Here is a 26,484-nt window from a genome sequence, read left to right on the forward strand (position 1 = left end):
TTGAGTACTTAAATATATGCATTTATCTGCTGACCACTGTAAATCTATATTTTAGGAACTTCATATTATCACGAAATGCCTATTCTTCAAAAGAAATATTTAAAGAATAGGCATTTGTGATTTTAGTCCAAATCGTGTTTCAAAAGAACGTGCTCAATTTTTTATAAACTTACAGCAAAATAAAAAACAAGATTTGCGCTGTACAAAAAACGTGTCGACTCATATCAACAACATATTTAACATCTACTATAGTGAATTGATGATATTCAAGTAACTATGTAAGTTTTTCTGATTCAATCGATGCTAAAATAAAACGAGTTAGTTACTTTTCTAAGTTCTATTGACCATCCCCATCTTTGTAATAATAAAATTCAGATCGATTCACTTGCTGAAATCCAAAATACGGATCGAATTCATCTTGTATCGAAAGCTTTCCTGATTGATCATAGTAATATCGAATTGCATCTTGAAAATCTCCTTCTAAGCTACCTCTTTCTCCTGATTTTTTTGCCGTTAATTTGTCTCCTGTATATTCATAAATCAAAAAATCTATTTTAGCGTCGTCTTGACCCAATGCTGATTTCCATTCGCTTCTTATTCGATTATTTTCATCGTATGTGTACACTTGTAATTCGGTATCGTTTTCGTTGGGGTATTCAATCCTTTCCAGTCTATTAAGAGAATCATAAACATAATTTGCTAATAACTTACGAGATTGGCTTGTAGTTTCTATAAAATGTTCTGTCAAAAGCCCCTTTGAATCATAAATATATTGCTGCGTTGATTGCCAAATCGGTTGTTGATTAGAGAAGTCGAAGTAATGGGAAATTTGAATTATTCCATTTTTAAAATGATTCAACCCAATTCCTACAGTGTCCTCATTTTGATCTTTAATAATGTGAATTGATAAATCACCTCCAGATGGATACACTATTTCTCTAGTCGAATGTATTTTATCAAAATCGCCCCCATAAGTTCTAACTAGGAATAGCTCACCTACTGGTTCATCATTAGGTTTACTAAGCAATTTTTCAAGTTCAAGCTCCAAATCATTAGGCAATGATTCATTTTCTTGAGCGATCTCACAACCCCAAAAAATAATGGCTATAACTAAAATTAAACTACAGTTTCTCATGGTTTTGGAAATTTTATTCTAAATTAGAAGAACTTACTTTTAAACGCAAATTTTATGAGAAAAACTTTACTTTCTGTATTTATTGTTTTGATAACAATATTTTCGGCATCCTCCCAGGTTAAAGTCGAAAAAGTAGAGGAATCTAGAATTCCTCAAAGATACTTTAGCGGGAAAATCACTTATACTCCTGAATTCCCTAACAAAGATGAAGCCCTTGATGAACTCTATGAAGGGATTCAAAAAGTTTCAGATATCGAGCAATCTGTTAACATTGGTAAAAACCTTGTCTTTAATGTTAATTTTGATACAATTCCTGGGATCCCCTCAAACGGGAAGATTTATAAGGAAATAGAAGTGCATTCTCCTAATTCAAATACTTTGAGTGTTACATTTTCGAAAATTGAATTATCGGGAGGAGCGGAGATACTCATTATAAATGATGAAGAATCATATATTCTTGGCCCAATAACTAAAGAAAATATTTCAAAAAAAGAAAATTTTGACCCAGGATTTATTCCGGGAGATAAAATCAGAATTTTGTTTTCCGAAAATGCTGATTCCTCTGAGAAAAGTAAGGTTACTATTTCAAGGATAGGGCATATTATCTTCGATTATTTTGAAGTTTCAAAATTTCAAAGTTCTAGAACTGAAGGAATTAATTGTACTGGATTTGGATGTTCAGCTTCTTGTCATTTAAACATACTTTGTAACTCAGGATTAACTGTAGAATCTCGTGCGGTTGCATTAATCACATATACTGATCCGTTAGACCCTTTCCAAAATATTTCTCATCAAGGGACTGGGTACTTAGTTAACAATGGTGCTCAAAATAAGCGGGCTCTATTCCTAGCAATGATTCATGGTATTGGTGGATATATGGTTCCAGATTTGAAATTCATTTTTCATTACCAAAGTCCGCAATGTTCACCCACTACGAATGGAAATAAGGCTTATTTTATTAATGGAGCAACTGGTTTATCTTTAGATGCAGGAAATGATCTAAGGCTAATGGAACTTAGTGCTAATCCTGGCACCAGTCCAATATTTTCAAGTAATCCTGTTTCTTATTTAGGATGGAGTATTATAGACGAGACTGTTTCTTCAATTAATGTAATTCACCATCCGCTTGGAGATGTTAAAAAAATATTTCACTGGAGGGATTGCAACTCCTGTAATTGAACCAGGAACCAGCTATGGAGTTTGGAAATATGTTCCTACAAATGGTTTTCCTGAAACTGTAAGTTCTGGTAGTCCAACGTTAAATTCTTCAAAGAGAGTAATTGGTTCCTTGAGAAGTGGCTCCTTTGCTCCAAATTGCTCTAATTATGGCAGTGCTGATATTTATTCAGTTCGACTGAGTAGGTCATGGGCTATGTTATGCCAATATCTTGATCCAAATAATGAAGGGTTAGTTGCGATAAATACATATTCAGGCACTACAGCTTCCAAGGTTTTTCCTAGTGTTTTGGGTACTTCACAAGTTTGCTCATCTTCTACATTTACCCTAAATAATGCGCCAATTGATTTGTCAGTAAATTGGTCAATTATACAGGGTTCTTCTTTATTATCCTCCCCTTCCTCTGGAACAGGCAAAAATGCGTTAGTTTCTGTTCTTAATTCATCTGTTTCTGGAGAAGTTAAAATTAGATTTACAATTTCGGGTTTATGTACTTCTAAAACTTACGATAAGACGTTTAGAGTTGGAAAACCTCTCACTGCTGGTGCAATATCTGGTGGTACATATACTTATACAAATAGTATAATTTCTTATTCTGTTCCATCTGTTCCTGGAGCATCAAGTTATAATTGGCAATTACCAAGTGGTTGGACAGGAGGAGGATCTGGATTGGGTAACTCTATTACTGTTACAGTAGGCCCTTCAAGTGGAAATGTTACGGTTACCCCTGTTAATTCTTGTGGTCAAGGGCAATCCTCTTCTCTATATGTTACAGTTAATAACTGTCCTACTTGTAGGGAAATAAATATTACTCCTAACCCAGCTAGTGAGTCCATATCAATTATTCCAAAAAACAATAACTTAGATATAGATGAAAACTTTGAAATATTAGGGTATAATATATTTGATCTAAATGGAAGATTACTTAAATCATCAGATCAAAAAATTATTGGCTCTCCTAGAAGAATAGAAGTTAGGGATCTTCCGAAAGGGTTGTATGTTATACACCTCATTTTCAAAGAAGGAGTAGTCGCAGAAAAGATATTAGTTGATAGATAAAGATTAATTTCGATGACCATAGTTCATTAAAAAATGAACTATTTTCTAATTTCAGGTCATAACAAGAATCAAATTTTTAGAGGCTGTCATCATAAAGGAGGACAGCCTCTATTGGGGCGACAATTACCTCCCAAAACCTTTTCTAGAGGCTCTCACGGTTTTCTCTTCTTTTGGACCGTGGAATATATCTGGATTATCTTTTGTCCCATTAGAAGTCATTTTCTTGCCTTTTCCCTTGTTAATTTTTTTTAAAGTTCCTACGTTTTCAATCTGATAGCCTCTTTGTCTTTCTTTATAATAGAGAAGCTGTCTCAAAAAACGACCGTTTTATGAGACAGCTTCTCGCTGGGTAATATCTCTTTCTAAGGGCTTCCATTCTGTTCCAAAAACTCATCTTATAAATCAAAGTCTCAAAAAATAAGAATCCACCCTTTTATGAAACTTCTAAATCCTTATTTTTTATGATGGACAGGGTAATGCATAGAAGGAATGTGTTTTCTTACCAAAAAAAAGGGGTAGACTGAATCCACCCCACAATAATACTATGATTTTTAGAAATTAATAATTCCGATTCAATACACTGATCACTAGTTTCTTCACAGTTTCCATTTCTTCCGGCTTGCTGGAAGCAATGAACAAGGTTAAGCTGGCCAATGCATCATTGCTGATTATCGAAACACCTTCCTCATTATGCAATAGCTCATTTGACTGCAAAAAGAGAAGAAAGCAAGCTGCTGCTATCCTTTTGTTGCCATCAACGAATCCGTGATTCTTCACAATTAAGTATAGAAGTGTTGCGGCTTTTTCTTCTAGGGTAGGATAGAAATCTTCATCTCCAAAGCCTTTAGTGATTTGTGAAATAGCACTTTCAAAGCTTCCATCTTTTTCCCTCCCAAATACACTGGATTCAAAATCTGATCTCATTGCTAAAATCACCATTTTATAATCACTTAGTTCTGGAAAGTTGGCTTGTCTCTTATTTAAACCTTTTTTATCAAGGTTCTCATGATCATAATCGTCCAATAATTCTAAACCCTTTGCAAATTGGTTCAGCCAATCCAAGTTTTGATCCTGTGCTTTTTGCTCAATTGCACGACTTAAAATCCGAATTCCATCTTTCAGAGTTTGGACTTCTTGCTGCTTCTGCGATAGTCTCTTCTCATTGATAGCGTAGCCTTGGATCAGGAAATCTTTAAGTCGCTGGGTTGCCCATTGACGGAATTGAGTGCCTCTTTTGGAATTAACCCGGTAACCGACAGCGATTATTACATCCAGGTTATAATGTACTCTATCTCTTTCAACTGCTCTTTTACCTTCCATTTGAACTGTTCGGAAATCCCGAACAGTTGAGACTTTATCTAGTTCCTCAGATTCGAAGATGTTTTTGATATGTTCGCTAATGTTTGCTTTACTGGATTTAAATAGCTCTACTAATTGGCTGTTTGTTAACCAGGTAGTTTCATTCTCAAACTTTACTTCAATTTGAGTTTGGCCATCATTGCCCTGATATATTTCGATTTGATTTTCCATTAGTAACGTTCAATTTAAAATTCATTAATGAGTTTCCGACTTCTTATAAGATGGCAGAATCAATTTTTTGGAATATTTATTTAGATCCACTTATGAAATCTTGGCAGTTAAGAGAGTTTATCCCTCAATGCCTTCATGTCAAAACTTATTTTTGTATCTAGAATTTTAGCATAATGCTGCGTTTGTTTCAGCGATTTGTGTCCAAGCATTTTTGACACAGTCTCAATAGGAACACCATTTGCCAAAGTGATCGTTGTTGCAAAAGTGTGCCTAGCAATATGGAATGTTAGCGACTTGTTGATTTCACAGACATCAGCGATTTCTTTTAAATAAGAATTCATTTTTTGATTGCTCAATACCGGTAAAACATGAGTTCCATCTTGACATAGTGGATGTGATCGGTATTTTTCTATCAGTTCAAGTGCCTTCGGCAATAAGGGGATTCTGGTAGGAGAGTTAGTTTTTTGTCGATGAGTGAAAATCCATTGCTCATTATCAATTCCCGTTGAGATTTGCTTCCGATTAAGATTTTTCACATCAATATATGCTAATCCTGTATAGCAGCTGAAGAGAAATATATCCCTAACGTGATTTAGCCGATCTGTTACAAATCGTTTGTTTGATATTGTTTGAATTTCATGCCAAGTCAAAAAAACGCGGTTTATTTCTTTCTTGACCATTTTAAACTGAATGAATGGATTTCGTTGGAGCCATCCATTTTTAATACAGATCAAAACGATTTTCTTAAAATTGGCGAGGTATTTAACTGTGGTGTTATGACTACAGTTTTGAATTGACCGCAGCCAAAATGAATAGGCAGATATAAATTCATAATCCAAAGACTGGATATCCATATCGTCTTTATTGTACTTCCACTGGATAAAACTTCGAGTGTGATCCAATGAAGTCCTATATCGCTGCAGTGTTCCGAAAGCGAATTCTTTATCTAAAAGTGCTTCTACTTGGAGATTATGATCTTGAAAAATTTCCAGAATCATTTTTTTCTTTTCACCGATACCAAGTAGCATATTTTTCAATGCTTCTGCTGTTACTTCTTTATCTGAATCAATAAGCTGTTTTTTTGCCTGGAGTACTTTATGGTAAATAGAATCCAGATATGCATTCAGGTTTCTGTCTTCTTCTTTATTTCCATTCGCACGACCTATCGTGGTATTCCAGCGTGCAGGTGACCATAATCTTTTGGTTGACAATTCTTTGGGTGTTCCGTCAACTGTGATTCTCAGGTATACATACCTGTCTTCTTTAGTGTTTTTTTTCGATTGTTTCAAAAAGAAGAGCAATCCGAAGCTTTTTTCTAACATGATAAGATTAGTTAGGTTGAACAAAATTCGGAATACAAGTTCTAAATCACAAGATGCTCACTTATTGAACATGTTGAAAATCAATTATCTATAACATTATCAGTGCGTCTTTTTTTGTAGAGTTGGTGAACTACACGAATGACGCACTGGAATTACAGGCATTTATGAAAATTATAGGGGTTTAGACCACAAAAAAAGCCTGTAAAGAATTTCTTTACAGGCTTTTGTCTCATTAATTAAATCTTATCCTTTTTGTTGATTAAAACACTGTTAATCAAGTGATTAAGACTAATTTTAGCTTTGAAATCAGTTGGTATTCGAACCTTTTTGGTTCGTAAATAACTGATTTTCAATGCTTTACTAGTAGAGAGTGGGGGATTCGAACCCCCGGTACGCTTTGACGCGTACGACAGTTTAGCAAACTGCTGGTTTAAGCCGCTCACCCAACTCTCTAGATATTGATATGTGGCTTAGTTTTCGCTTTACTAAATCATCCTTTCGATGATTTTATGGAATTTTGGCTGATTTCTCCGCCTTATCCATCTTGTAAATCGATGCAAATATAAGTCAAATGATCAGATTTAAACAAATCATTAGCAGTTAGGAATTCAATGATTGGATCTTTTTGCCTAATAGTCTGAAAATCAAATAAAATACTTTGACACTTAGCTTCTCAGAATATGAAAAATACCCTGTATAGGGTATAAATATTCGATATGTTGATGCTAATTTTGATTCTTATTAAAGCCGACTACTATGATAATCCAAACAGCTTCTGCGAAATTCTTGATTGAGAAATGTGACTTTAACAATGGATGCGTTTCTATCCGATCTAATTCCCAACAGGAACTCTATCGATTTTTCGGGTCTTTAGAAATCAAGAAAACTGATAACCTTTTTTATACTTTCGAGGTTTGGGCATGCAAGCAGGAATTTGCAAATGCCATGATCTTAATGGTGAAGGAGATTGACTATTCTGAGTTCTCCGAATTCAGCCTTAAAATGGCCTAAAACAGAGGAATGTATTATTTCTTTTCCACAGTTTTGATTTTTTTTTGAAGCCAGATTACTTAAGCCAGAGTAAGCTGCTGTCTCCGTAACTCAAGAATCTATACTCATTTGCCAAGGCTTCATCATAAACGCGCTTCCAATCTTCGCCAAGGATAGTAGCAATCAGAAGAATTAATGAGGAGCCCGGCTGGTGGAAATTGGTGATTAGACCTTTGACAATCTTGAATTCATATCCTGGGAAAATAAAAATCTCCGTAGTACCCATGATGGTTTCAAGACTTTTTTCATTCATATAAGTAAGTATTGCCGCATAGGATTCTTTAGCAGCAGGCAAGCTTCTCCTGTTTTCGTAGGGAAATAGCTTTTCAATTTTCAAATCCTCGCCTTTTCCCTCCAGCAATTTTACTCCGTACCAATACAAGCTTTCCAAAGTGCGCACAGAGGTTGTTCCCACAGTAACTACTTTGCCCAAATGTGATATGATTAGCTCTATTGTTTTTCGGCTTATGTGGATTTGTTCGCTGTGCATGGGGTGTTCAGTGACTTGACTTGCCTTGATAGGCTGGAAAGTACCCGCGCTCACATGCAATGTAACCTGAGCTTCCATGATCCCTTTTAATCTTAACTGCTCAAAAATCTCTGGAGTGAAATGCAAACCAGCTGTAGGAGCAGCTACAGCACCTTCTTTCTCTGAGTAAACTGTCTGATATCGTGATTTGTCTTCCTCGACAGGCTTGCGGTTCAAATAGGGAGGAAGCGGCACCTCGCCTCTTGCTTCCACCACATCCACAAATGCAACTTCAGCATTGTCCCATGAGAATTCCACCTGACGAGTCGCTCGGTCAATTAATCTGGCTTGAAGCGTGATCGTACCGTCGTTGAAAGGAATTAGCCCTTTCAGGATCTCTCCATCTTTCCACTTCTTGGCATTTCCGATCATGGTTTCCCAAACTACGGGATGCTTGGCTAGCATAATCTCAGGAATCACTGTAGTAGGCAAAACAGGCTGCAGTAAGAAAATCTCTATGCGTGCACCGGTTTCCCTTTGAAAAATCAATCTTGCAGGAATGACTTTGGTGTCATTGTACACAAGCAACGTATCAGCGGGAAGTAAATCAGGAATGTTGCTAAAGTTCAAATGCGAAATCTCCCCATCTTTGTAATGCAAAAGTTTAGAAGCATCTCGCTTTGCCAAAGGGAATTTCGCGATTTTTTCCTCGGGTAATGTATATTCGTAAGCTGTTAAATCAATTGCTGAGATCTTCATAATGGGTGTGATTCTGACCGCAAATATAGCCTAACTCATTTCAAGTACCTTCCAAAACCTTTCATAATCCATGTCAAACTCCTCCAAAATCACCTTTGACTATTTAAAGAGAATCTTGATTTTTAAGTTTGATGCAGGTACTTCCAGAGGAGTTTTAAAGACAAAGGAGGTGTTCTGGATTAAAGCTTTTCACTCAGATTGTCCTGAAATAGTAGGTTGGGGTGAAGCTGCGCCTCTGGTCAAATTGAGCTTGGATGATAGAGAAGATTTTGAAGAAATTCTGCGGAAAACATTGAAAGAGTTGACTGAAGTAAGCTGGAAAGATGATGAAGTGAGCATTTTTAAACAGCTGGAAATCCTTATCCCTTTCGATTTTCCAAGTATTCGATTTGCCTTAGAAACTGCTATTCTTGATCTAAAGAATGGTGGAAAGAAAAAGATTCTTGGAAACGATTTTCACGCTGGGAAAAAGGCTATATCGATCAACGGTTTGATCTGGATGGGGGAAAAGGAATTTATGCTGGAGCAAATCAGGGAAAAGCTAGCCCAAGGATTTGACTGTATCAAAATGAAAATCGGGGCGATTGACTTTCAGCAGGAATTGGATCTTCTCGATTATATCAGAACTCGCTTTTCCAAAGATCAAATTACACTTCGCGTAGATGCAAACGGAGCTTTTTCTAGGGAAGATGCACCCAGCAAACTTCAGCAATTGGCCAAGTATGATCTGCACAGCATAGAGCAGCCAATTGCCGCGGGTAATTGGGGATCGATGAAGGAGCTTTGCGCTGCGACTCCTCTGCCCATCGCCCTCGATGAGGAATTGATTGGTGTGAAAAATAAGGCGGAACTTCTTGATGAAATTCAGCCTCAACATATTATTCTCAAACCGACTTTGCTGGGCGGCATCTTAGAAACCAAAGAGTGGATTGAGCTGGCTGAGGCTCGAAAGATAGGCTGGTGGATGACCTCAGCCTTAGAAAGCAATATTGGACTAAATGCCATTGCGCAGCTTGCTGATAGCTTAAATGCCACTATTCCGCAAGGTTTGGGCACAGGCAAGTTGTACCAGAATAATTTAGAGTCTCCTTTGGAAATAGAACTTGGTGAGATTCATTACAATCCGCGCATCAACTGGGAGCTGCCATCTTAGTCACCAAGTCTGAATAGATAAACAGGTTTGTTTATTTCAACTTTCCAGGAAGTCTGGGTTAGTTTGCCTGTTTCTACGTCCCGTTCAAAAACCACAATATCATTGCTTGCTTGATTGGCAGAGAGCAGATACTTGCCGTCAGCGGTGAGGTTGAAATTACGTGGAATTGAGCCTCCAGAAGTTGTCTGCTGGATCAGCAAGTAATTTCCGTCATCTTTCTTTGCGAAAACCGAAAGGCTATTTGCGTCACCTCGATTGGAAACGTAGATATTTGTTCCGTCAGGAGAAAGTCGAACTTCAGCAGCTCCGACTTTACCTTCATAATTATCTGCAATTAAGGAAATCCGCTGCTTAGGAGTGAGCTCTCCGTCCTTAAAATCAAATACCGATAATACAGCCGTCATTTCTTCCACCACAAATACTTCAGATCCATCATTTGAAAAAACCAAATGTCTTGGTCCATCTCCAGGAGTCACTTTATAAGTATTGTTTAATGTCAAAGGCTCGGAAGCATTCTGGTCAAAATCATAAACATAAACCTGATCTGTGCCCAGGTCTGATACAAGCAAGAATTTTCCATCTGGACTGAACACGGTGCTGTGAACGTGCGGCGAGCTTTGTCGGGATTGATTGATGCTGCTTCCTTCATGTTGAATAGTCTGAAGGTGAGTTAACCCTGCGTTCTCTCCAACTTTATAGGCACTAAAACTCCCGCCACTGTAATTGGCAACAGTCAAAAACTCCTCATTGGGTGAGAGAGCAAGATAGCAGGGGTGATCCCCGAAGCTTGGCAATTCACTTAATTTGGAAAGCGTTTGATCTTTCAAAGAACGACCCAGGCTCACCACATTTCCGCCTGGAACTGTGTCTATTTCTTCTAAAGTAAAGACCTTATCACCTTCTGAATTGGCCACTACAAAGGAAGGATTTTGTATACCGGGGAAAATTGTCCGAACTTCTAATTTGTTTTCTGAAGGAGTGAAATCCAATTGATTGAGTCCCTGACTTTCATTGTCTGTATAAGTGCCTACCAAAAAAGAGTAGGTGATAGGTGTTGTGGTCATTTTGGTAGTTTTTTCTTTGGTGCAAGCAAAAGAGATAGCCAGAAGTCCAGCCAGTAAAAGTGATTGTTTCATGACAGAAAGATATCGAAATATCCTGAATGTTGAATTTGTGTTTTTATCGAAAAATCACACATTTGGTTAATAAAAAGGAAGAGAATGAGATTATTTATTAATGAATAGTCAATAGTTATTTCAGTTTTTAGAATTTTTACTAATTTGCTTAACCATTAAAACGGAAGACGAATAATGTATGAAACCTATGATACCCAAGTAGCCAAGCGCTTCACGATTTACAACAGTTTATTTTTAGATCTTCCCTTCAATGACATCTACCGTACCGGAACTTTGCTTCCGATTTTAGGGACAGCATGTCAAAATGGTTTCCAAAAGGGATTAACACCGAAGGAAATTATTGCAGGGTTTTTCGATGAATTGATGCCTGACTCTACAGAAGCTCGGCGTTCAGATTTGCTTTTCCAGATGATTCAATATGTAGAGCGACAAGTCGTTCTGTTTGACTCGATTGAGGATGCTGCTTATGAGAAAATCCATGATCTGAAAGGTAAAGGGACGATCAAAGCCTTGATTGACCGTACTGACAATGATAACAAGCGAGCAGAATTAATCGAAAAGTTGAAGACTTTCTCTGTACGCCTCACGCTTACAGCTCACCCGACTCAGTTTTATCCTGGCAACGTTCTGGCGATCATCACCGATCTGGAGAATGCAATTCGTACGGATGATATTGGTAGAATTAATTCATTGCTGCAGCAGTTAGGGAAAACAGGTTTCACCAAACGCGAGAAACCAACTCCTTACGATGAAGCGGTGAGCTTGATCTGGTTTCTGGAGAATATTTTCTATGAAAGTATCTCAGATATCATGATCCGCTTGCTGGGATCTCTTAACATTCCACTTCATGATTGGGAAAATCCAGGCTTGTTAAAAGTTGGTTTTTGGCCAGGTGGAGACCGAGACGGTAATCCATTTGTCACACATACGACTACTAAGCAAGTAGCGCAGCGTCTGAAAAAGTGGATTTTGAAATGTTACTATAAAGATGTTCGTAAGGTGCGAAGAAGGTTGACTTTCAAGCATGTAGAGGAAATCCTTATTAACATTGAGCGTGGTCTTTACTCTACTTTATTTGAAAATGACCCAGTTTATAAGACCAAAGAACAATTGCTTGCTGATTTGCTTTCTGCCAGAGAAGGTTTGATCAAATATCATGAGGGGCTTTTCTTAGATGTTTTGGATCAGTTTATTCTGAAAGTGAAAATATTTGGTTTCCATTTCGCATGCATGGATATGCGTCAGGATAGTCGTAAGCACGATACGCTGATGGAGGAGATTTTCCAGCTTCAGGGTAAGGAACTTCAAGGTTCGGAGGATGAGCAAATCGATCAAATCATGAGTATTACTTCTCTTCCAGAAGTAGCTTCTTTCCAAGATCCATTTAATCAGGAGATGTTGCAGTCATTTGGTGTAATAGATTCAATCCAAAAGGAGGGTGGTGAGGAAGTTCTAAATCGCTACATCATTTCAAATTGCCAGTCGAGAAAGCATTTCCTTGAAGTCTTCAAATTAGCACAGCTGACTCTTGGTGTAGATAAGGAAAATCTACCTTTGGATATTGTGCCTCTTTTTGAGACTATCGATGATCTGGCAGAGGCTCCACAGATCATGACTAGCCTTTACAATCTTCCTGAGTACAAAAAGCATTTGTCATTCAGAGGGAATAAGCAGACGATCATGCTTGGCTTCTCTGACGGAACCAAGGATGGTGGATACCTTCAGGCAAACTGGTCTATCCTGCGTGCTAAAGAAGAGATGACCAGAGTCTCCAGAGAGAATGGTATTGAAGTCGTCTTCTTTGACGGTAGAGGTGGGCCTCCTGCACGTGGAGGAGGAAACATGCATAATTTCTACGCATCTCTTGGTGAGAAGGTAGAAAATTCTGAGATCCAGGTTACGATCCAGGGACAGACGATTTCAGCTAACTACGGTAAGCAGGCTTCCTGTACATACAACTTCGAACAACTTCTAAGTGCAGGTTTGGAAAACCATCTTTACGTTGGTGCCGACAAGAATCTAAATACCGAACAGCGAGCATTGATCAATGAGCTAGCAGGTGAAGCATATGAGTCCTATAAAAAATTCAAAAGTCACCCGAAGTTTGTTCCTTATTTGGAGCATGTGACGCCGCTGAAGTATTTTGGAATGACCAATATCGGTTCCAGGCCATTGAAAAGAGGCAAGGGTGACGAAGGTCTGAAATTTGAAGATCTTCGTGCTATTCCTTTTGTAGGCTCATGGGCGCAGATGAAGCAAAATATTCCAGGTTTCTACGGAGTAGGAGCTGCGATTGAGGTATTAGAAAAGAAAGGGAAATTGGGTGAATTGAAAGCCCTTTATAACAACAGTCTTTTCTTCAGAGCACTTCTTGGAAATTCTATGCAGTCGCTTACAAAGTGCTTTTATCCAGCCACCGCTTATTTGAAACAGGATGAGAACTATGGTGAGTTCTGGGAAATCATGTACGAGGAATATCTCAGGTCTATAGAAAAGCTAAAAGAAGTGTCTTCAATGGATGAATTGATGGGAGATAATAAGGTGATTAAAAAGTCAATCGAAATTCGTGAGCGGATCGTATTGCCTCTGATCACGGTGCAGCAATATGCCATTCAGCAAATCCTCGAAACAGGTAAGACCACAGAAGTGCTTCAAAGGTTGATCTTGAGAAGTATGTTTGGGATTATAAATGCAGCAAGAAACGCTGCGTAAATATTAATAACTGCTAAATGAAGAAGCCCGACTGATTTTGATTCAGACGGGCTTTTTTCGTTCCTATTTTTACCACAAAGAATGCCGAGCTTTTCGCGGAGGTCACCGAAAGTGATCCTACCTTTACGATGTCCTGCTTCTCCAGATACTGGAATAGAAAATAACAGGCGAAGAGCAAAGTCGAAGCCCAAATTGAATTGGTTATGTTTGATTTTTTTAGCCGCGAAGAGCACAAAGTAAGCGCGAAGAACGAATTAGTATTTCCTTGATTTTTGTTCTTTATGACGTCATTGAATCAAAGATATTGTAATTCAACTTGAGTTCTAAAGGTTCGTTGCTTCGGTCTTCGGTCTTCGGTCATCGGTCTTCGGTCGAGTTGAGAAATGGACATAAGGCTACTGACATCATTTCGGCCAAATCATAATAGGGCCTACCCCAGCTTCGCCAGACTCTCCTCCAAAGCCTTAATCTTGCCTTCAGAGTCAGCTTGTTTTTTGCGTTCCATTTCTATCACTTGAGGAGGTGCTCCAGCAACAAATCTCTCATTGCTGAGCTTTTTCATCACCGAATTCAGGAAGCCTTTCGTATAGTCAATCTCCCTTTGGATGTTTTCTTTTTCCTCTTCAATATTGATAGCAGCTCCCATTGGGATAAAGCACTCATCAGACTTCACTACAAAGCTGATCGCATTCTCCACTTTTTTACCAAAGTTCAACGAAGATAGATTTGCCAGTTTATTCAGTACAGCTTCAAATCGACGATAAAGATCTTCGTTTTTTGTATTGATGGTCAGATCCAATGCATCTTTTGGCGACATACCTTTAGATGCACGAAGGTTTCTCACCTGAGAAACCACCTCAAATACCTGATTGGCTTCCTCGATGATTCTTGTGTCAAAAGCTTTTGCCTCAGGCCAAGAAGCCAAGATCAAGGACTCTTCCACTGATCTTTCTTTGATCTGGTGCCAAAGTTCCTCAGAAATAAACGGCATGAAGGGATGCAAAATCTTCAGGATATCTTCGAAAAGCGCAATCGTCTTGTCATATGTTGCCTGATCGATTGGATGCTGATATTCTGGCTTGATCATCTCCAGGTACCAAGAGCAGAAGTCGCCCCAAACCAACTTGTAAGTAGTCATCAAAGCGTCAGAAATTCTGAATTTCTCGTAGTGCTCATTGATTTCTACCAAAGCTTGGTTGAATCGATTTTCAAACCATTCTATACTTGAGGCATTGGCCGAACCATCTAGGGTAGGATCGATTTCCCAGCCTTTTACCAGACGGAAAGCATTCCAGATTTTGTTCGCAAAGTTTCTTCCTTGCTCTACAAGTTTGTCATCGTAAGGCAAATCATTCCCCGCAGGAGAGGAGAAAAGCATTCCTGTGCGTACGCCATCAGCTCCGTTTTGAGCAATGAGAACCAAGGGATCAGGAGAGTTGCCCAGAGATTTGGACATTTTTCTTCCCAATTTATCACGGACAATTCCTGTCAGGTACACGTTCTTGAATGGCTTTTCACCCATGTATTCATAACCAGCAATGATCATACGCGCCACCCAGAAGAATAGAATCTCCGGTGCAGTCACCAAGTCATTGGTAGGGTAGTAGTATTTCAGTTCTTCATTCGGTTTGCCTGTGGTGAAAACCTCCGGATCAAAAACCGAAATAGGCCAAAGCCAGGCACTGAACCAAGTATCCAAGACATCCTCGTCCTGTTTTAAATCAGCTAAAGTATACTTGGCGTCAAATTGCTCATTGGCGATCTTCAAGGCTTCTTCAGCAGTTTTGGCTACTACAAATTCTCCGTTTGGAAGGTGGTAAGCCGGGATTCTATGTCCCCACCAAAGCTGACGGGAGATACACCAGTCACGCACATTTTCCATCCAAGAGCGGTACATGTTCTTGAACTTCGGTGGATACAACTGGATCACATCTTCCATCACCGCGCTTAGTGCCGGCTTGGTGATCTCATCCATTTTCATAAACCATTGCAAAGAAAGCCTTGGCTCGATTACCGCATCTGTTCTTTCCGAATGACCTACGTTGGATTTATAATCTTCGATTTTCTCTAATTGATCTACCTCCTTCAGTTTTTTGGCAATCATTTTTCTAGCCACAAAACGATCTTCTCCCACTAGAATCTGAGCTTTTTTATTGAGCGTTCCATCATCATTCAAGATGTCGATCACTTCAAGCTTATGCTTAAGTCCCAGTTCGTAATCGTTGATATCATGAGCAGGAGTCACTTTCAGACAACCCGTACCGAATTCCATATCTACATACTCATCGGCAATGATCGGGATGGCTTTGTTGATCAGAGGAACGATAGCTTTTCTGCCCTTCAAATGAGTGAATCGAGGATCATTTGGATTGACGCAGATCGCCACATCGGCCATGATTGTCTCAGGACGAGTTGTCGCGATGGTAAGGAATTCGTCTTCCGTTCCTTCGATCTGATACTTGATATAGTAGAGTTTGGAAGCAATTTCCTTGGTGATTACCTCATCGTCAGAAAGGGCCGTCTTTCCTTTAGGATCCCAGTTGACCATGCGGATGCCACGGTAGATTTTTCCTTTTTGGTGCAAATCCACAAAAACAGAAACGACCGCATCACTCAATCCTTCATCCATGGTGAAAGCAGTACGATCCCAATCACAGGAAGCGCCAAGCTTCTTCAGTTGCTCCAGGATAATTCCACCGTATTTTTCTTTCCATTCCCAAGCATGCTCCAGGAATTTCTCACGGGTTAGGGACTTCTTGTCTATCCCTTGCTCTTTCAGCAGGTTCACCACTTTGGTCTCCGTAGCGATCGAAGCATGATCGGTTCCAGGAACCCAAAGCGCATTTTTGCCCTGCATTCTAGCACGACGGATTAATACGTCCTGAATGGTATTGTTCAGCATATGCCCCATGTGCAAGACGCCCGTGACGTTTGGTGGAGGCATAGTGATCACGTAAGGCTCCTTGGTTGGATCTACTTTCGATGAAAAAAGCTTGTGCTCCATCCAGTAGGCATACCACTTGGCTTCGGTAGCTGCAGGATCGTATTTGCTGGCAATAGACATAATCGGATTAGTATTTAGAGGGGCAAAAATAGGGAAAAAGCCAATTGTGGAGGCATGATTGGGAGATGAATTACAGTTCATCAATATTTTAAGCGAAAAAGCATAGGTCACACGGAGCGAAGTCGAAGGGTTTAACCGCATAAGAGTCGCTGAGAACGCAGCTAGGTTTTTAACCGCAAAGTTCACGTAAGAGGCACAAAGGCACTGGAGTTTTCTCGTAGATCAGTGCACTTAATTTTGTCGCAGTAAATATGAAGAATATTTACACTCCATAAGATTGTCCCATCGGTACAACTGGTTTTTAGCTCAATAGAATTCAATATTGTTTTCTCATTCTAATAGGAACGATTGATGAGTGATTTTTATCTCCCTCTCCAGAAGATGAACTTGAATAGAATTCATAAAAAATTGGTGGTAAGGGTATCGACTTCGCTCGACCTGACAAGCTCGTGTCACCCTGAGCGAAGTCGAAGGGTTTTTATTTCACAAATTCCGATAATTACTGATCTGTATCCCGTCTCGTTCTTGGTTTAGACTTCCTGCATAGATCAGTTTGGTAGCGCTTTCTGGAGCGATTTTCCGGAAGTATTTCAAGCCTTTTAGGAAATCTGAATGATAGGTTTCCGAAGATTTGATCTCTATTGCGGTCAATTTCCCATCCTTTTCTTGTAGGAGATCTACTTCATTTTGATTACTCTCCCTCCAATAATACAGTGTCGGTTTATTTCCTTCATTGAGTTCCTTCTTCATGAGCTCTAGAATGACCATATTTTCGAACAAGGGGCCGCGTGCAAAATGTACATTCATGTCTTCCGTCTTTTTGATGCCCAATAAACTGCTCAGCACGCCAGTATCGTAGAAATAAACCTTAGAGGATTTTAGAATTCGCTTGTTAAAGTTGCGGTAGTATGAAGGCAGCCTGAAAGCGATAAAGGAAGTTTCTAAAACAGAAAGCCAAGCATTTACCGTTTTCTGATCGATTCCCAATTCGTTAGAAAAGTTGCTTTGATTGAAAATTTGCCCAACACGGCCAGCTAACAATTGAAGAAATTTTTGAAAATTTCCCAAATCCATCACATTCAAAATTTGTCTTACATCACGTTCGATGTAGGTCTGGATGTAGTTTGGATAGTAGTCGTTTGGTGATATATCAAACTGATATTTCCTGGGATATCCACCGTTTACGACCAGTTCTTCCCACGAAGAAATATTCACATGTGGAGACAGCTCATGCATCGAAAGTGGCAGCAAGTTTAGCATAGCTACCCGACCTGCCAAGGATTGAGTGATTTGATTTGACAAAAGGAAGTTTTGGGAACCCGTTAAAATATATTCGCCAGAGATATTTCTATCATCAGTCAATACTTGGAGATAGGAGAATAGTTCGGGCACCCATTGTACTTCATCTAGAATGACCCCATTTTGATATGATCTGAGAAAGGCCAAAGGGTCTGCTTTGGCAAAGTTTCGCGTTTCAGGCAATTCTAGATTTACATAGGTATAGTCAGGTTTCAGTCTTCTTGCAAAAGTTGTTTTTCCTGATTGACGAGGACCAGTAATCGCTAGCAAGGGGAATTTGCTCAGAAGAGACAAAGCTTTGTCATTTATATTTCGATCAAAATAATCCATTTTATGTAAATTAGGAATATGATTCCAAAAATACATAATAAATTTTGTATCTAAACTATTATTGGAAAGCGAGTTTGTTGAGACTAAAAGACTTCGGGTCTCAGCTTTTCAGGATTTATTATCTCAAAATCATAAGCCTGCCCTCTGCATTTCTACTAAAACCTCCGTGTACACCGTGGTAAAAATATCAATACCTGATCTCCATCACTTCAAAAATTCTGTCCTCTTTAGCTAACTTCAAGATTGCCTTCTCGCCAATTTTTTTACCGATCAATATCTTGGCAATCGGAGAGATAAACGAGATTTTGTTTTTTGCGATATCTGCTTCATCCACGCCGACAATCTGATAAGTTTGAAAATTTGAACTGTTTCCGATTTTGAGGGTTACGGTTGCTCCAAAGCGGACTTCATCAGTCGGCTGTTCGCTTAGGTCTACTATTTTGGCAGTAGCGATCCGCTCCTCCAGCAAATGTATTTTTGCATTGATGAAATTCGTAGCGATGCGTTTTTCCTGTTCAGTCGCAGCTTCTATAGCACCCTTCTCATCGATCAACTCTTGTTTTTCGGCAAGTAATTCATCCATTCCGTTTTTCGTAATGTAATTGGTCACGCCATTTGGTACCTCTGCTCTTGGTGGTATAAGAGGAGTCTCTTCCTGATCATCTTCTTTTACAAATCCTCTACTCATGGTATGGTTAGTTTATATTCCAACCTAAATAAGGTCTAGAAGGGTAATAAAGTTTCATGAGCTTGAAGAGGGCTGCGTATCGGCATGACGAAAAACCCTCGTCAGTGATTCCAGGTATTTATTTTCTCGGTTGTTCCAGTTCTTTAATCATTCCTTTCAACATTTCAGGAACAATTAGTTTGTGGAAAGGTCTTACGGGTAAAAAATAAAGTTTTCCAAACCTATTGTTAAAACTTACTGTGGTTGAGATGATTAATGATTTTTTGTGGATATTATTTACCTTTTGGTCAACAAACAAAGACACTCTGAAATTCAAGTGTTTGTCATCTTCTCCAATTACTATTTCATTATTCGTTTTATTAAAAACCCTAAAAAGTCCCAGTTGTTCTCCTGGCTCACATTTGAAATTGTCAAGTTGTTTTTGTCTGTCAATGATTTTGTCAGGAGTTTTTAGGCCAAAAAGCTTAACGATTTTATTTCTAATGGTAAAAAGACTTTCTACCCACTTTGGGCCACTTGTAAAAAACGATCTTCCAATTTCAGTCAGTCCAATTGTTTGATCTTTGTCCACAAATTCTCCCTGAAAACTGTCAATGAAATCATAGACTTTTCCATCTGCATTTAGAATTGATGTGCTTGGTAAGTGTGATTTGTTTATTGTCATATCTGCCTGTCAATTGATTTTGATTACTGATATTTTGTAATGGCATCGTGTGTAACCAACTACCCCATCTATCTGGCCGAAGAGTGGGTTTCTTCCTGATTTTCTTGTTTTGAAAAATCTTCCGCTCATGGGATAGTTTGTTTTTTTTGACCTAAATAATATCTAGGCTGGCAAATGTTCATGAAATTAAGAGTTTAAGTTGATTATTTATAGAACTAAAGTTAGAACCCAACAACTTCTCAAATGCGAGGTCGCTAAGAAATAATCCCTTTCCTAAAAATCATACTCATTAGATCCAGCAAAAAAGTGAGATTGTGAAAGTATGATACTATTCAAGAATGGTATGCTTTGCTGTGCTATTTCTCTTCCAATGCCCTATTTGCTCATTTTAATCAAGCGTGAAAGGCTTTCAACCATTTAAGAAATCAGTATTAAGCTTCCAAACGGGCAACAAAAAGATGCTACCCTCAGTCTAATACTACTAGGCATGTCACTTTAGATTCTGCCTATTTTATAAACCACTAACCTAAAATTAACTACTATGCCATTTTTGAAGAACAGTAAAGGAAAAGAATCTGTAGAGATTTTCTATCAGGATTATGGAAAAGGGAAACCTGTCATTTTGATTCATGGCTGGCCATTGAGCCATCAGAGTTGGGAAGGTCAGATTTTTACATTAGTTGAAGAGGGATTCCGTGTGATTGCTTACGATAGACGTGGCTTCGGCAAATCCTCTCAGCCATGGGGAGATTACGATTACACCACTTTGGCAGGTGACTTGAATGAATTGATTCTTCATCTTGATCTCAAGGATGTGACTTTAGTAGGCTTCAGCATGGGCGGGGGAGAAGTGGTCAGGTATATGACTGAATTTGGAACTGATCGTATTTCAAAAGCTGCGTTGATATCATCGATTATCCCGATCGTAGCTCAGAAAGATGACAATCCAGACGGCGTGCCTCAAAAGGCATTGGATGAGATTTTAGGAGCTTTGAAAACAGATAGAGTAGGGTTCTTGAAAGATTTTCATAAGAATTTCTACAATTTCAAGGAGGGTGCAGCGGGTGTAACTGAAGCAAACTTGGACTTTGATTTCTCCGTCGCTTCTCATGCATCTCCTAACGCTACGATTAAGTCAGCGGAGGCTTGGGCTGGGACGGATTTCAGACCGGAGCTGAAAAATGTCACGGTTCCTACATTGATCGTTCATGGAGATGATGACAATATTGTGCCTTATAAAACTGCTGGAGAACAGGCGGCAAGCGGAATTGCCGATAACACCTATCATCTGATCAAAGGTGCTCCGCATGCGCTAAATCTCACGCATGGAAAAGAATTAAATAAGCTTTTGCTGGATTTTCTGAAAAAGTAAGTAGCGTAAGTTGTTGCATAAATATGAAAGCCGGGTCTCTGTAGAAGATTCCCGGCTTTTTTTTCGTTACAAGGGATGACACGGGGTTTTCGCAGACGGCGGAGATGTCCTGCTTTTCCAGATGCTGGAATTACTAATAGGCATGAGATTCGAATTGCAAATTCATTTTACAAGAAGATGTTATTACTCCCGATTACTGTACCAAAGCTGTCAGGCTAACTAAATTTTTTTTGGGCCAAGCTAAATATAAAAAATGGTAAAGCATCCCCTTGGAATACCTAGTGTTCATTCCATAATAATATAAGAATGTTTTAACTAAAAAACAGGCTATTCAACAAACGGTTGTGTTTCCTGATTTTGTTTATTTAATTTAAGCATACCAAGGAAATTCAAAATTCTAAAAATCAGTAATTTATCAACAGATTCTTATATAAATTCAATTTTTTTTTTATCAATCGTTTGATGCTGATTCCTTGAAATAACAAGGAAGGAAAACCAGTGAAACTCTGCGTGTGGAAATTCTCCAAAGTAGTTATGAGACTATCTTCTGGAATATGAAAAGCTATACCTTACCGTCAAAAACTCGATACATAGCTCCATGAACTAGTTATAATTGCTCGAAAAATGTGTAAAGCAGAGACCAAAAAAGGCAATTATAGCAAGTTGTAAACCTTAAATAAATTCTTAGCCTGAAGGCTACTTATAATTGTCTGGAGCAAAGCTGGTATATCCCCACCAAGTCCAAACAGCGATTTGACTACACTCACCTATAATAAAGTGCATCAGCTAAACAGAAATATTACACTGTTTTATTCTCTGTAAAACTACTCGTCTCGAGAAAAATTCTTTTTACAATGGGATGTTTTAGTCGAATATCTTTTTCAAGCCTGCATACAGCTTTCTCGATATCGAGCGAAGATTGGTTTTTCTCAAACCGAATATCAATAGCCAAAAAAACATCGCGCGGACCAAAATACATGGTTAACGGTTTTTTAGCTTTATCTACCGACTCATCCTCCAGCACAATTTTCAGAATACTATCAGACATTTTGGGATTCGCACCTTCTCCTATAAGTAATCCTTTACTTTCTATTGCCAATATCACCGCTATTACTGCAAGTAAAAGCCCGATGAGTATTGAAGCGTATGCATCATACCGGGCATCGTTGAAATAGTGTCCAAGAAATAAGCCTGCAAAAGCTACCAGCAATCCTAACAGTGCACCTGCATCTTCCAAAATCACGGCAAAGCTCCCGGGATCCTTACTTAATTTAATGGCCCTCCACCAACTATTGTCCCCTTTTTGCTTTTTGAAATTTTTTAATGCAAAAAACAGCGCTGCTCCTTCAAATAAAAAAGCTAATCCTAACACAACGTAACTCCAGAATGGGTCGGTCAGAGGAGCAGGATCAGATATGTGAGAAATACCTTTGTATAAAGACATTCCGCCACCAATTGAAAAAATAAGTATGGCAACAATCAATGACCAGAAATAAAGCTCTTTTCCATGTCCAAATGGGTGATTATCATCAGCAGGTTTTTTACTCTTATGGATTCCAAATAAAAGTAAACCCCCGTTTCCAGTATCTACTAAGGAGTGAATTCCCTCCGAGATCATAGCCGAACTTCCGCTAATACTTGCTGCCACAAATTTGGCAATGGCTATTGCAAAGTTTGCTACAATTGCAGCATATATGGGTAATTTACTTCCCGATGTATCCATTTTTGAAATTGAAATAATTTAAGTAATCGAAATATGTACTATTCACTATATAGAAAGACACTTTATTTACCATGCTTACTTGCTGAGATCCTTCGAGATTTTCAGCAGTTAAAGATGAAATCATGATGGTTGTTTTCAGACTTGAAAGATTGGCCTAATCTAAATCGCTAATATCAGAATGGCGGGCGATCATGAAACAAAAGATTCCAAAACCCAGCATTCCTAACGCCACTGCTCCCATAAGGAAACTACCATAGGGCAAACTCAATAAATATTGTAAAGCACCTTCTGTACCTTTGAGGGCATCGGCATTGTGAGCCAGGCTAACCCTGATTATAAAAAAAGAAATGATCCCAAAAACCACTCCTCTGGCTATATACCCAAATCTTCCGCTTTGTTTTACCATTTTGTACTCATTTTTACTGGCAGGATTTTCATCGATCTGCTTCATGAATTTGCCACTGATTCCCAAATAGAACTGCCATATGGCACTCAAAGCCATCCCTATTCCAATTATCCAGATCACCCAGATTCCCCATTCCTTTTCCAGCAACTGGCTTAGTGCTGCTTTTTTTGACTCATCGTCGTCTGATGAACCTCCATTACTTAACAGTGGTTTCGCAAACGAAAAAGCAATCACTGCATAAAGTAATCCTGAGTAGGCGTATTGGATTCTGGCACCAATCCTTTTTTCGTCTTCACCGCCGCTGGGGTCAACTGCGGCTTCGTAAAATCGCCATAAGCTATAGGCCAATAAACCTAAAGCGACAATCGTAGTAAGGATCACACCCGCGGGTAAAGCATGAAGGAATTGAACAATTCCAGATTTTCCTTTAATATCTCCCCCCAAGCCAAAAGCAACCATTGCGGATAGAATTCCCATCAAGGCATACACCAAACCTTTACTGTAAAAGCCAAATTGCTTTACCTTTTTTATTTTGTCTTTCTTTGAGTTCTCCATATGCTGATATCCCCAAATGGGGAATTTCTCTGTGGAATTAGTAACAGCACTAATATTTAACATAAGTAGTGCCATGGTTAAAAACCATAATTATCTATATGACTATTCGCTATGTTGCACGTATGGGTAAATTGCCGCAATAATTAACCTGACGAATAACTTTTTACCAAAATTCCTTCTGTTCAGTTTGTACACAAACTCATCGAGATAGAATATACTTCTCCTATACCATGTGGTAGATTCCTAGCAGATTCCTCTATCACCGTTCCTGCTTTGAGAAAAGTTCTTCTCCTGCACTTGCTGCATTCAAAAAACCTACTTTTGCTAAACCAATACTGTTTTGAAAAAAATTTGCAGGTTTTGCAGTGAATCCCACTGTTTTCACGATAGCTTTTTAGGTAGATCTCACAACTTTGCTCATCTGGAAATGGTGGATAAATTCAATGATATTCATGGCTTTGTGTATTTTTAACCAAGAAAAGGCATTGGAATAAACTATGGAAATAATTGACGTAGGCTGTCACATATTATTTGGCTACGTGCAGGATTCCGTAAAGTCATAAAAAACAATATGTATGTACGCTTTTCTGCCAGTAAGCGATTTCTCTTTGGTCAACGGGATAGAAAATTTATAGAAACGAAGGTCCAATGACACATTGAATTCTGGCTTACTTCGGTCATCGGTCTTCCAATTTTACCTGTAGCCGAATTTTATTCGCAATTTGGGAAAGAAGACCGAAGACCGAAACGCCCAATTATCGATTTTGAACCAAATTATATCTTTCGTTGTCTTTGCCTACTGGTAATAAAGCGGATAATCATAAAACATTAAAAGACATGACATTCAAGCAGATATTTCCAATTTTCCTTTTTGTCTTCCTGACTTTTTCAATCACTGCACAGGAGATTTATGTTGCTCCTGCTGGAAGCGATTCCAATGAGGGAACCAAAAAACTTCCACTGAAAACAATCTCCGCAGCCCAAAAGATGGCTGTTGCACTTTTGGAAAGTGGGAGAGAAACTGAAGTGATCGTTTGGCTGGATGGTGGAACTTACACAATTGCCGAGCCTTTGGAGTTTACCCCGCTCAATTCAGAGCGGCAAGATTTGAGGCTTGTGTTTAAAGCCCAAAAAGGAGAATCTCCTGTTATTTCCGGCGGTGCGGAAATTAATGGCTGGATCAAAAACGAAGATGGATTATGGGAAGCTTCATTACCTGATGCTTTGAAAGGGATGGATAATTTCCGAGAACTTTTTATTTCCGGAACCCGAGCAATCCGTGCCAGATTTCCAAATGAAGGGTTTCTCCATGTAAAAAAAGCCGGGGAAGATCGGCGTACTAATTTCTTTTTTGAAAAGGAGGATTTCCCCATTCCCGCAAACTTAGAAGGATTAGAACTGGTGTTCCTTCACGACTGGTCTATTTCCAGAATCGAAGTGAAAGAAATCGATGCCACCAATAGTCAGCTATTTACTGTGGATTCCATTGGAGCAAAAGCACCTGCCTTTTTTGCCATCGACAACTGGGAACCAAATCCCCGATACTTTTTGGAAAATGCTCCTGAATTTTTGGATGCTGATTATGAATGGATTTTTCTGAAGGGCCAGCAGAAATTTTTACTGAAACTTCCTGAATCCATAAATCCCTCCGATTTAAATCTGGTTGTTCCCATTTCCGAAGGCTTGATATCTATAATTGGGAAGGAAGATCAACAGGTGAAAAATATTCATTTTGAAGGCATTGTCTTCCAGTTCAGTAAATGGGGAATTCCCCAAAAAGGGTATTGTGGGGTGCAGGCTTGCCATTTTGATCCGCGTCCCTCCACTAAAGGATGGGCGGTAGTTCCTGCGGCCATTTCTTCGGTTTGGGCTGAAAACGTTTCGTTTACAAGATGCAGTTTCAAAAATTTAGGAGGATCGGGTATTTGGTTTGGTACCGGTTCTAAGAACTGTAAAGTCATAGACTCAGAACTGGTTGATATTTCCGGAAATGGGATCATGATTGGAGAAGGGCAAGATAGAATAGTCAACGGTGAACCTTGGTGGAAGTCGGCACCGCATCAGGTGGCATCAGGAAATACCATCGAAAATTGCACAATAACGCAGGTTGGAGCTCAGTTTTATGGAGCAATGGGAATATGGGCTGGATTGACAGCCGAAACTTCAATAAAGAAAAATCATCTATTCAGCTTTCCCTATACCGGTATTTCAGTAGGCTGGATGTGGAGTCCGGTGCCGACTCCCGCTCGGCAAAATACCATTGAAGGAAACCATATTCATGACATTATGAACATCTTGAGCGATGGTGGTGGAATCTATATGCTGGGTCTTCAGCCTGGGAGCAAAATTCTCTACAACAGGATTCACGATGTCGAAGTCAATGCTGGTAAAGCTGAAAGTAACGGTATGTTTCTGGACGAAGGCATCACCGATGTATTGGTGGAGGGCAATCTGGTGTACAGCATCGCTAAATCTCCGCTGAGGTTTCATCGCGCTACAGTCAACACGGTGAAGGAAAATTACTTTTTCTGTACAGATGGAAATCCTCCCATCCGGTACAATACAACCAAAGAAGAAGATATTCAGAAAGTGGACAATAAGGTTTTTAGCGAGGGAGAACCAAACTATCAGAAAGAATTGAAGAAACAAATTACCCGATGGGAAAAGAAAAGTATCAAGCCAGGCGGTCGTTGATACTGTCCAATTTTTCGCCCCAAACGATTAGTAATTTTTAAAGAATCCCCCAATCTCGCATTCCCAAGGCATTCAATCGGGCGGAGTCTTCACGTTTTCAACCAACCAAAAGGTTTTATGGACTTTTTAAGCATTTCAAATTGCCATAACTGGGCACTTTCTTCATGAGTAGGTACAACCAATTAAA

Annotated in this window: 19 protein-coding genes, 1 tRNA gene and 2 pseudogenes; 7 read left to right on the forward strand and 15 right to left on the reverse strand. The window is 39.0% G+C overall.

Going from position 1 to position 26,484, the window contains the following annotated elements; all coding sequences use genetic code 11:
• Positions 1 to 337 precede the first annotated feature (337 nt).
• Positions 338 to 1,135 (reverse strand): hypothetical protein, encoded by a 798-nt coding sequence (locus tag BVH04_RS19875; protein WP_086543222.1) that lies wholly within the window; start codon positions 1,133 to 1,135, stop codon positions 338 to 340.
• Between the two features lie 54 nt (positions 1,136 to 1,189).
• On the opposite strand from BVH04_RS19875, the gene BVH04_RS19880 reads away from it, so the two are divergent.
• Together BVH04_RS19880 and BVH04_RS19885 are read left to right on the forward strand one after the other, a co-directional pair.
• Entirely contained in the window at positions 1,190 to 2,314 is a 1,125-nt protein-coding gene (locus BVH04_RS19880; RefSeq protein ID WP_086543223.1) for a hypothetical protein, read from the forward strand.
• Complete coding sequence (locus tag BVH04_RS19885; protein WP_086543224.1) at positions 2,268 to 3,371, forward strand: T9SS type A sorting domain-containing protein; 1,104 nt, start codon at positions 2,268 to 2,270, stop codon at positions 3,369 to 3,371. Before BVH04_RS19880 ends, BVH04_RS19885 begins: the two co-directional genes overlap by 47 nt.
• 123 nt (positions 3,372 to 3,494) lie before the next feature.
• Here the strand turns inward: BVH04_RS19885 and BVH04_RS19890 are convergent, their stop codons facing one another.
• From BVH04_RS19890 to BVH04_RS19905, 4 genes are all read right to left on the reverse strand, one after another.
• Positions 3,495 to 3,686 carry a hypothetical protein gene (locus tag BVH04_RS19890; RefSeq protein WP_086543225.1) on the reverse strand — a complete coding sequence of 64 codons (192 nt, stop codon included), beginning with the start codon at positions 3,684 to 3,686 and terminating at the stop codon, positions 3,495 to 3,497.
• Between the two features lie 243 nt (positions 3,687 to 3,929).
• Positions 3,930 to 4,901, reverse strand: a complete 972-nt coding sequence (rhuM, locus tag BVH04_RS19895) for a RhuM family protein (protein WP_086543226.1) — start codon at positions 4,899 to 4,901, stop codon at positions 3,930 to 3,932.
• Between the two features lie 107 nt (positions 4,902 to 5,008).
• A complete protein-coding gene (locus tag BVH04_RS19900; protein WP_086543227.1) occupies positions 5,009 to 6,223 on the reverse strand; it encodes a site-specific integrase in 1,215 nt (404 codons plus the stop codon).
• Between the two features lie 364 nt (positions 6,224 to 6,587).
• Positions 6,588 to 6,676, reverse strand: a tRNA-Ser gene (locus BVH04_RS19905).
• A gap of 303 nt (positions 6,677 to 6,979) precedes the next feature.
• Here BVH04_RS19905 and BVH04_RS19910 point away from each other — a divergent pair.
• Positions 6,980 to 7,234 (forward strand): hypothetical protein, encoded by a 255-nt coding sequence (locus BVH04_RS19910; protein ID WP_086543228.1) that lies wholly within the window; start codon positions 6,980 to 6,982, stop codon positions 7,232 to 7,234.
• Between the two features lie 55 nt (positions 7,235 to 7,289).
• Here the strand turns inward: BVH04_RS19910 and BVH04_RS19915 are convergent, their stop codons facing one another.
• Complete coding sequence (locus tag BVH04_RS19915) at positions 7,290 to 8,501, reverse strand: S-adenosylmethionine:tRNA ribosyltransferase-isomerase (protein WP_086543229.1); 1,212 nt, start codon at positions 8,499 to 8,501, stop codon at positions 7,290 to 7,292.
• A 70-nt stretch (positions 8,502 to 8,571) separates the two neighbouring features.
• Here BVH04_RS19915 and BVH04_RS19920 point away from each other — a divergent pair, with 70 nt between their 5' ends.
• Positions 8,572 to 9,654: an o-succinylbenzoate synthase gene (locus tag BVH04_RS19920; protein WP_086543230.1), complete on the forward strand. Its 1,083-nt coding sequence runs from the start codon at positions 8,572 to 8,574 to the stop codon at positions 9,652 to 9,654.
• Here BVH04_RS19920 and BVH04_RS19925 read toward each other — a convergent pair.
• Positions 9,651 to 10,790: a lactonase family protein gene (locus tag BVH04_RS19925; protein WP_086543231.1), complete on the reverse strand. Its 1,140-nt coding sequence runs from the start codon at positions 10,788 to 10,790 to the stop codon at positions 9,651 to 9,653. The two genes, BVH04_RS19920 and BVH04_RS19925, sit on opposite strands and share 4 nt — an antisense overlap.
• Positions 10,791 to 10,964: 174 nt before the next feature.
• Here BVH04_RS19925 and BVH04_RS19930 point away from each other — a divergent pair, with 174 nt between their 5' ends.
• Positions 10,965 to 13,502, forward strand: a complete 2,538-nt coding sequence (locus BVH04_RS19930; protein WP_086543232.1) for a phosphoenolpyruvate carboxylase — start codon at positions 10,965 to 10,967, stop codon at positions 13,500 to 13,502.
• Between the two features lie 430 nt (positions 13,503 to 13,932).
• Here BVH04_RS19930 and BVH04_RS19935 read toward each other — a convergent pair whose 3' ends face one another.
• From BVH04_RS19935 to BVH04_RS19950, 4 genes are all read right to left on the reverse strand, one after another.
• Complete coding sequence (locus tag BVH04_RS19935; protein WP_086543247.1) at positions 13,933 to 16,566, reverse strand: valine--tRNA ligase; 2,634 nt, start codon at positions 16,564 to 16,566, stop codon at positions 13,933 to 13,935.
• Positions 16,567 to 17,049: 483 nt separating this feature from the next.
• On the reverse strand, positions 17,050 to 18,195 hold the full coding sequence (locus tag BVH04_RS19940; RefSeq protein ID WP_086543248.1) for an ATP-binding protein: 1,146 nt from the start codon (positions 18,193 to 18,195) through the stop codon (positions 17,050 to 17,052).
• A gap of 187 nt (positions 18,196 to 18,382) precedes the next feature.
• Positions 18,383 to 18,883, reverse strand: a complete 501-nt coding sequence (locus BVH04_RS19945) for a GreA/GreB family elongation factor (RefSeq protein ID WP_086543233.1) — start codon at positions 18,881 to 18,883, stop codon at positions 18,383 to 18,385.
• Positions 18,884 to 19,001: 118 nt separating this feature from the next.
• Positions 19,002 to 19,547, reverse strand: a complete 546-nt coding sequence (locus tag BVH04_RS19950) for a DUF2867 domain-containing protein (RefSeq protein ID WP_086543234.1) — start codon at positions 19,545 to 19,547, stop codon at positions 19,002 to 19,004.
• Between the two features lie 541 nt (positions 19,548 to 20,088).
• On the opposite strand from BVH04_RS19950, the gene BVH04_RS19955 reads away from it, so the two are divergent.
• Complete coding sequence (locus BVH04_RS19955; RefSeq protein ID WP_086543235.1) at positions 20,089 to 20,919, forward strand: alpha/beta fold hydrolase; 831 nt, start codon at positions 20,089 to 20,091, stop codon at positions 20,917 to 20,919.
• Positions 20,920 to 21,718: 799 nt separating this feature from the next.
• Here BVH04_RS19955 and BVH04_RS19960 read toward each other — a convergent pair.
• From BVH04_RS19960 to BVH04_RS25225, 4 genes and pseudogenes are all read right to left on the reverse strand, one after another.
• Complete coding sequence (locus BVH04_RS19960; protein ID WP_086543236.1) at positions 21,719 to 22,642, reverse strand: cation diffusion facilitator family transporter; 924 nt, start codon at positions 22,640 to 22,642, stop codon at positions 21,719 to 21,721.
• Positions 22,643 to 22,796: 154 nt separating this feature from the next.
• The gene (locus BVH04_RS19965; RefSeq protein WP_086543237.1) at positions 22,797 to 23,678 is read right to left on the reverse strand and encodes a DUF1206 domain-containing protein; all 882 of its coding nucleotides are present in this window, start codon (positions 23,676 to 23,678) and stop codon (positions 22,797 to 22,799) included.
• A 27-nt stretch (positions 23,679 to 23,705) separates the two neighbouring features.
• Positions 23,706 to 23,813: pseudogene (locus tag BVH04_RS25220) on the reverse strand (IS1595 family transposase); the annotation flags it as partial.
• A gap of 26 nt (positions 23,814 to 23,839) precedes the next feature.
• A pseudogene (locus tag BVH04_RS25225) lies at positions 23,840 to 24,057 on the reverse strand (IS1595 family transposase); the annotation flags it as partial.
• Between the two features lie 383 nt (positions 24,058 to 24,440).
• Between BVH04_RS25225 and BVH04_RS19970 the strand changes: the two are divergent.
• Positions 24,441 to 26,297, forward strand: a complete 1,857-nt coding sequence (locus BVH04_RS19970; protein WP_140160626.1) for a right-handed parallel beta-helix repeat-containing protein — start codon at positions 24,441 to 24,443, stop codon at positions 26,295 to 26,297.
• Positions 26,298 to 26,484 lie beyond the last annotated feature (187 nt).

Source organism: Algoriphagus antarcticus, assembly GCF_002150685.1.
GTDB lineage: Bacteria > Bacteroidota > Bacteroidia > Cytophagales > Cyclobacteriaceae > Algoriphagus > Algoriphagus antarcticus.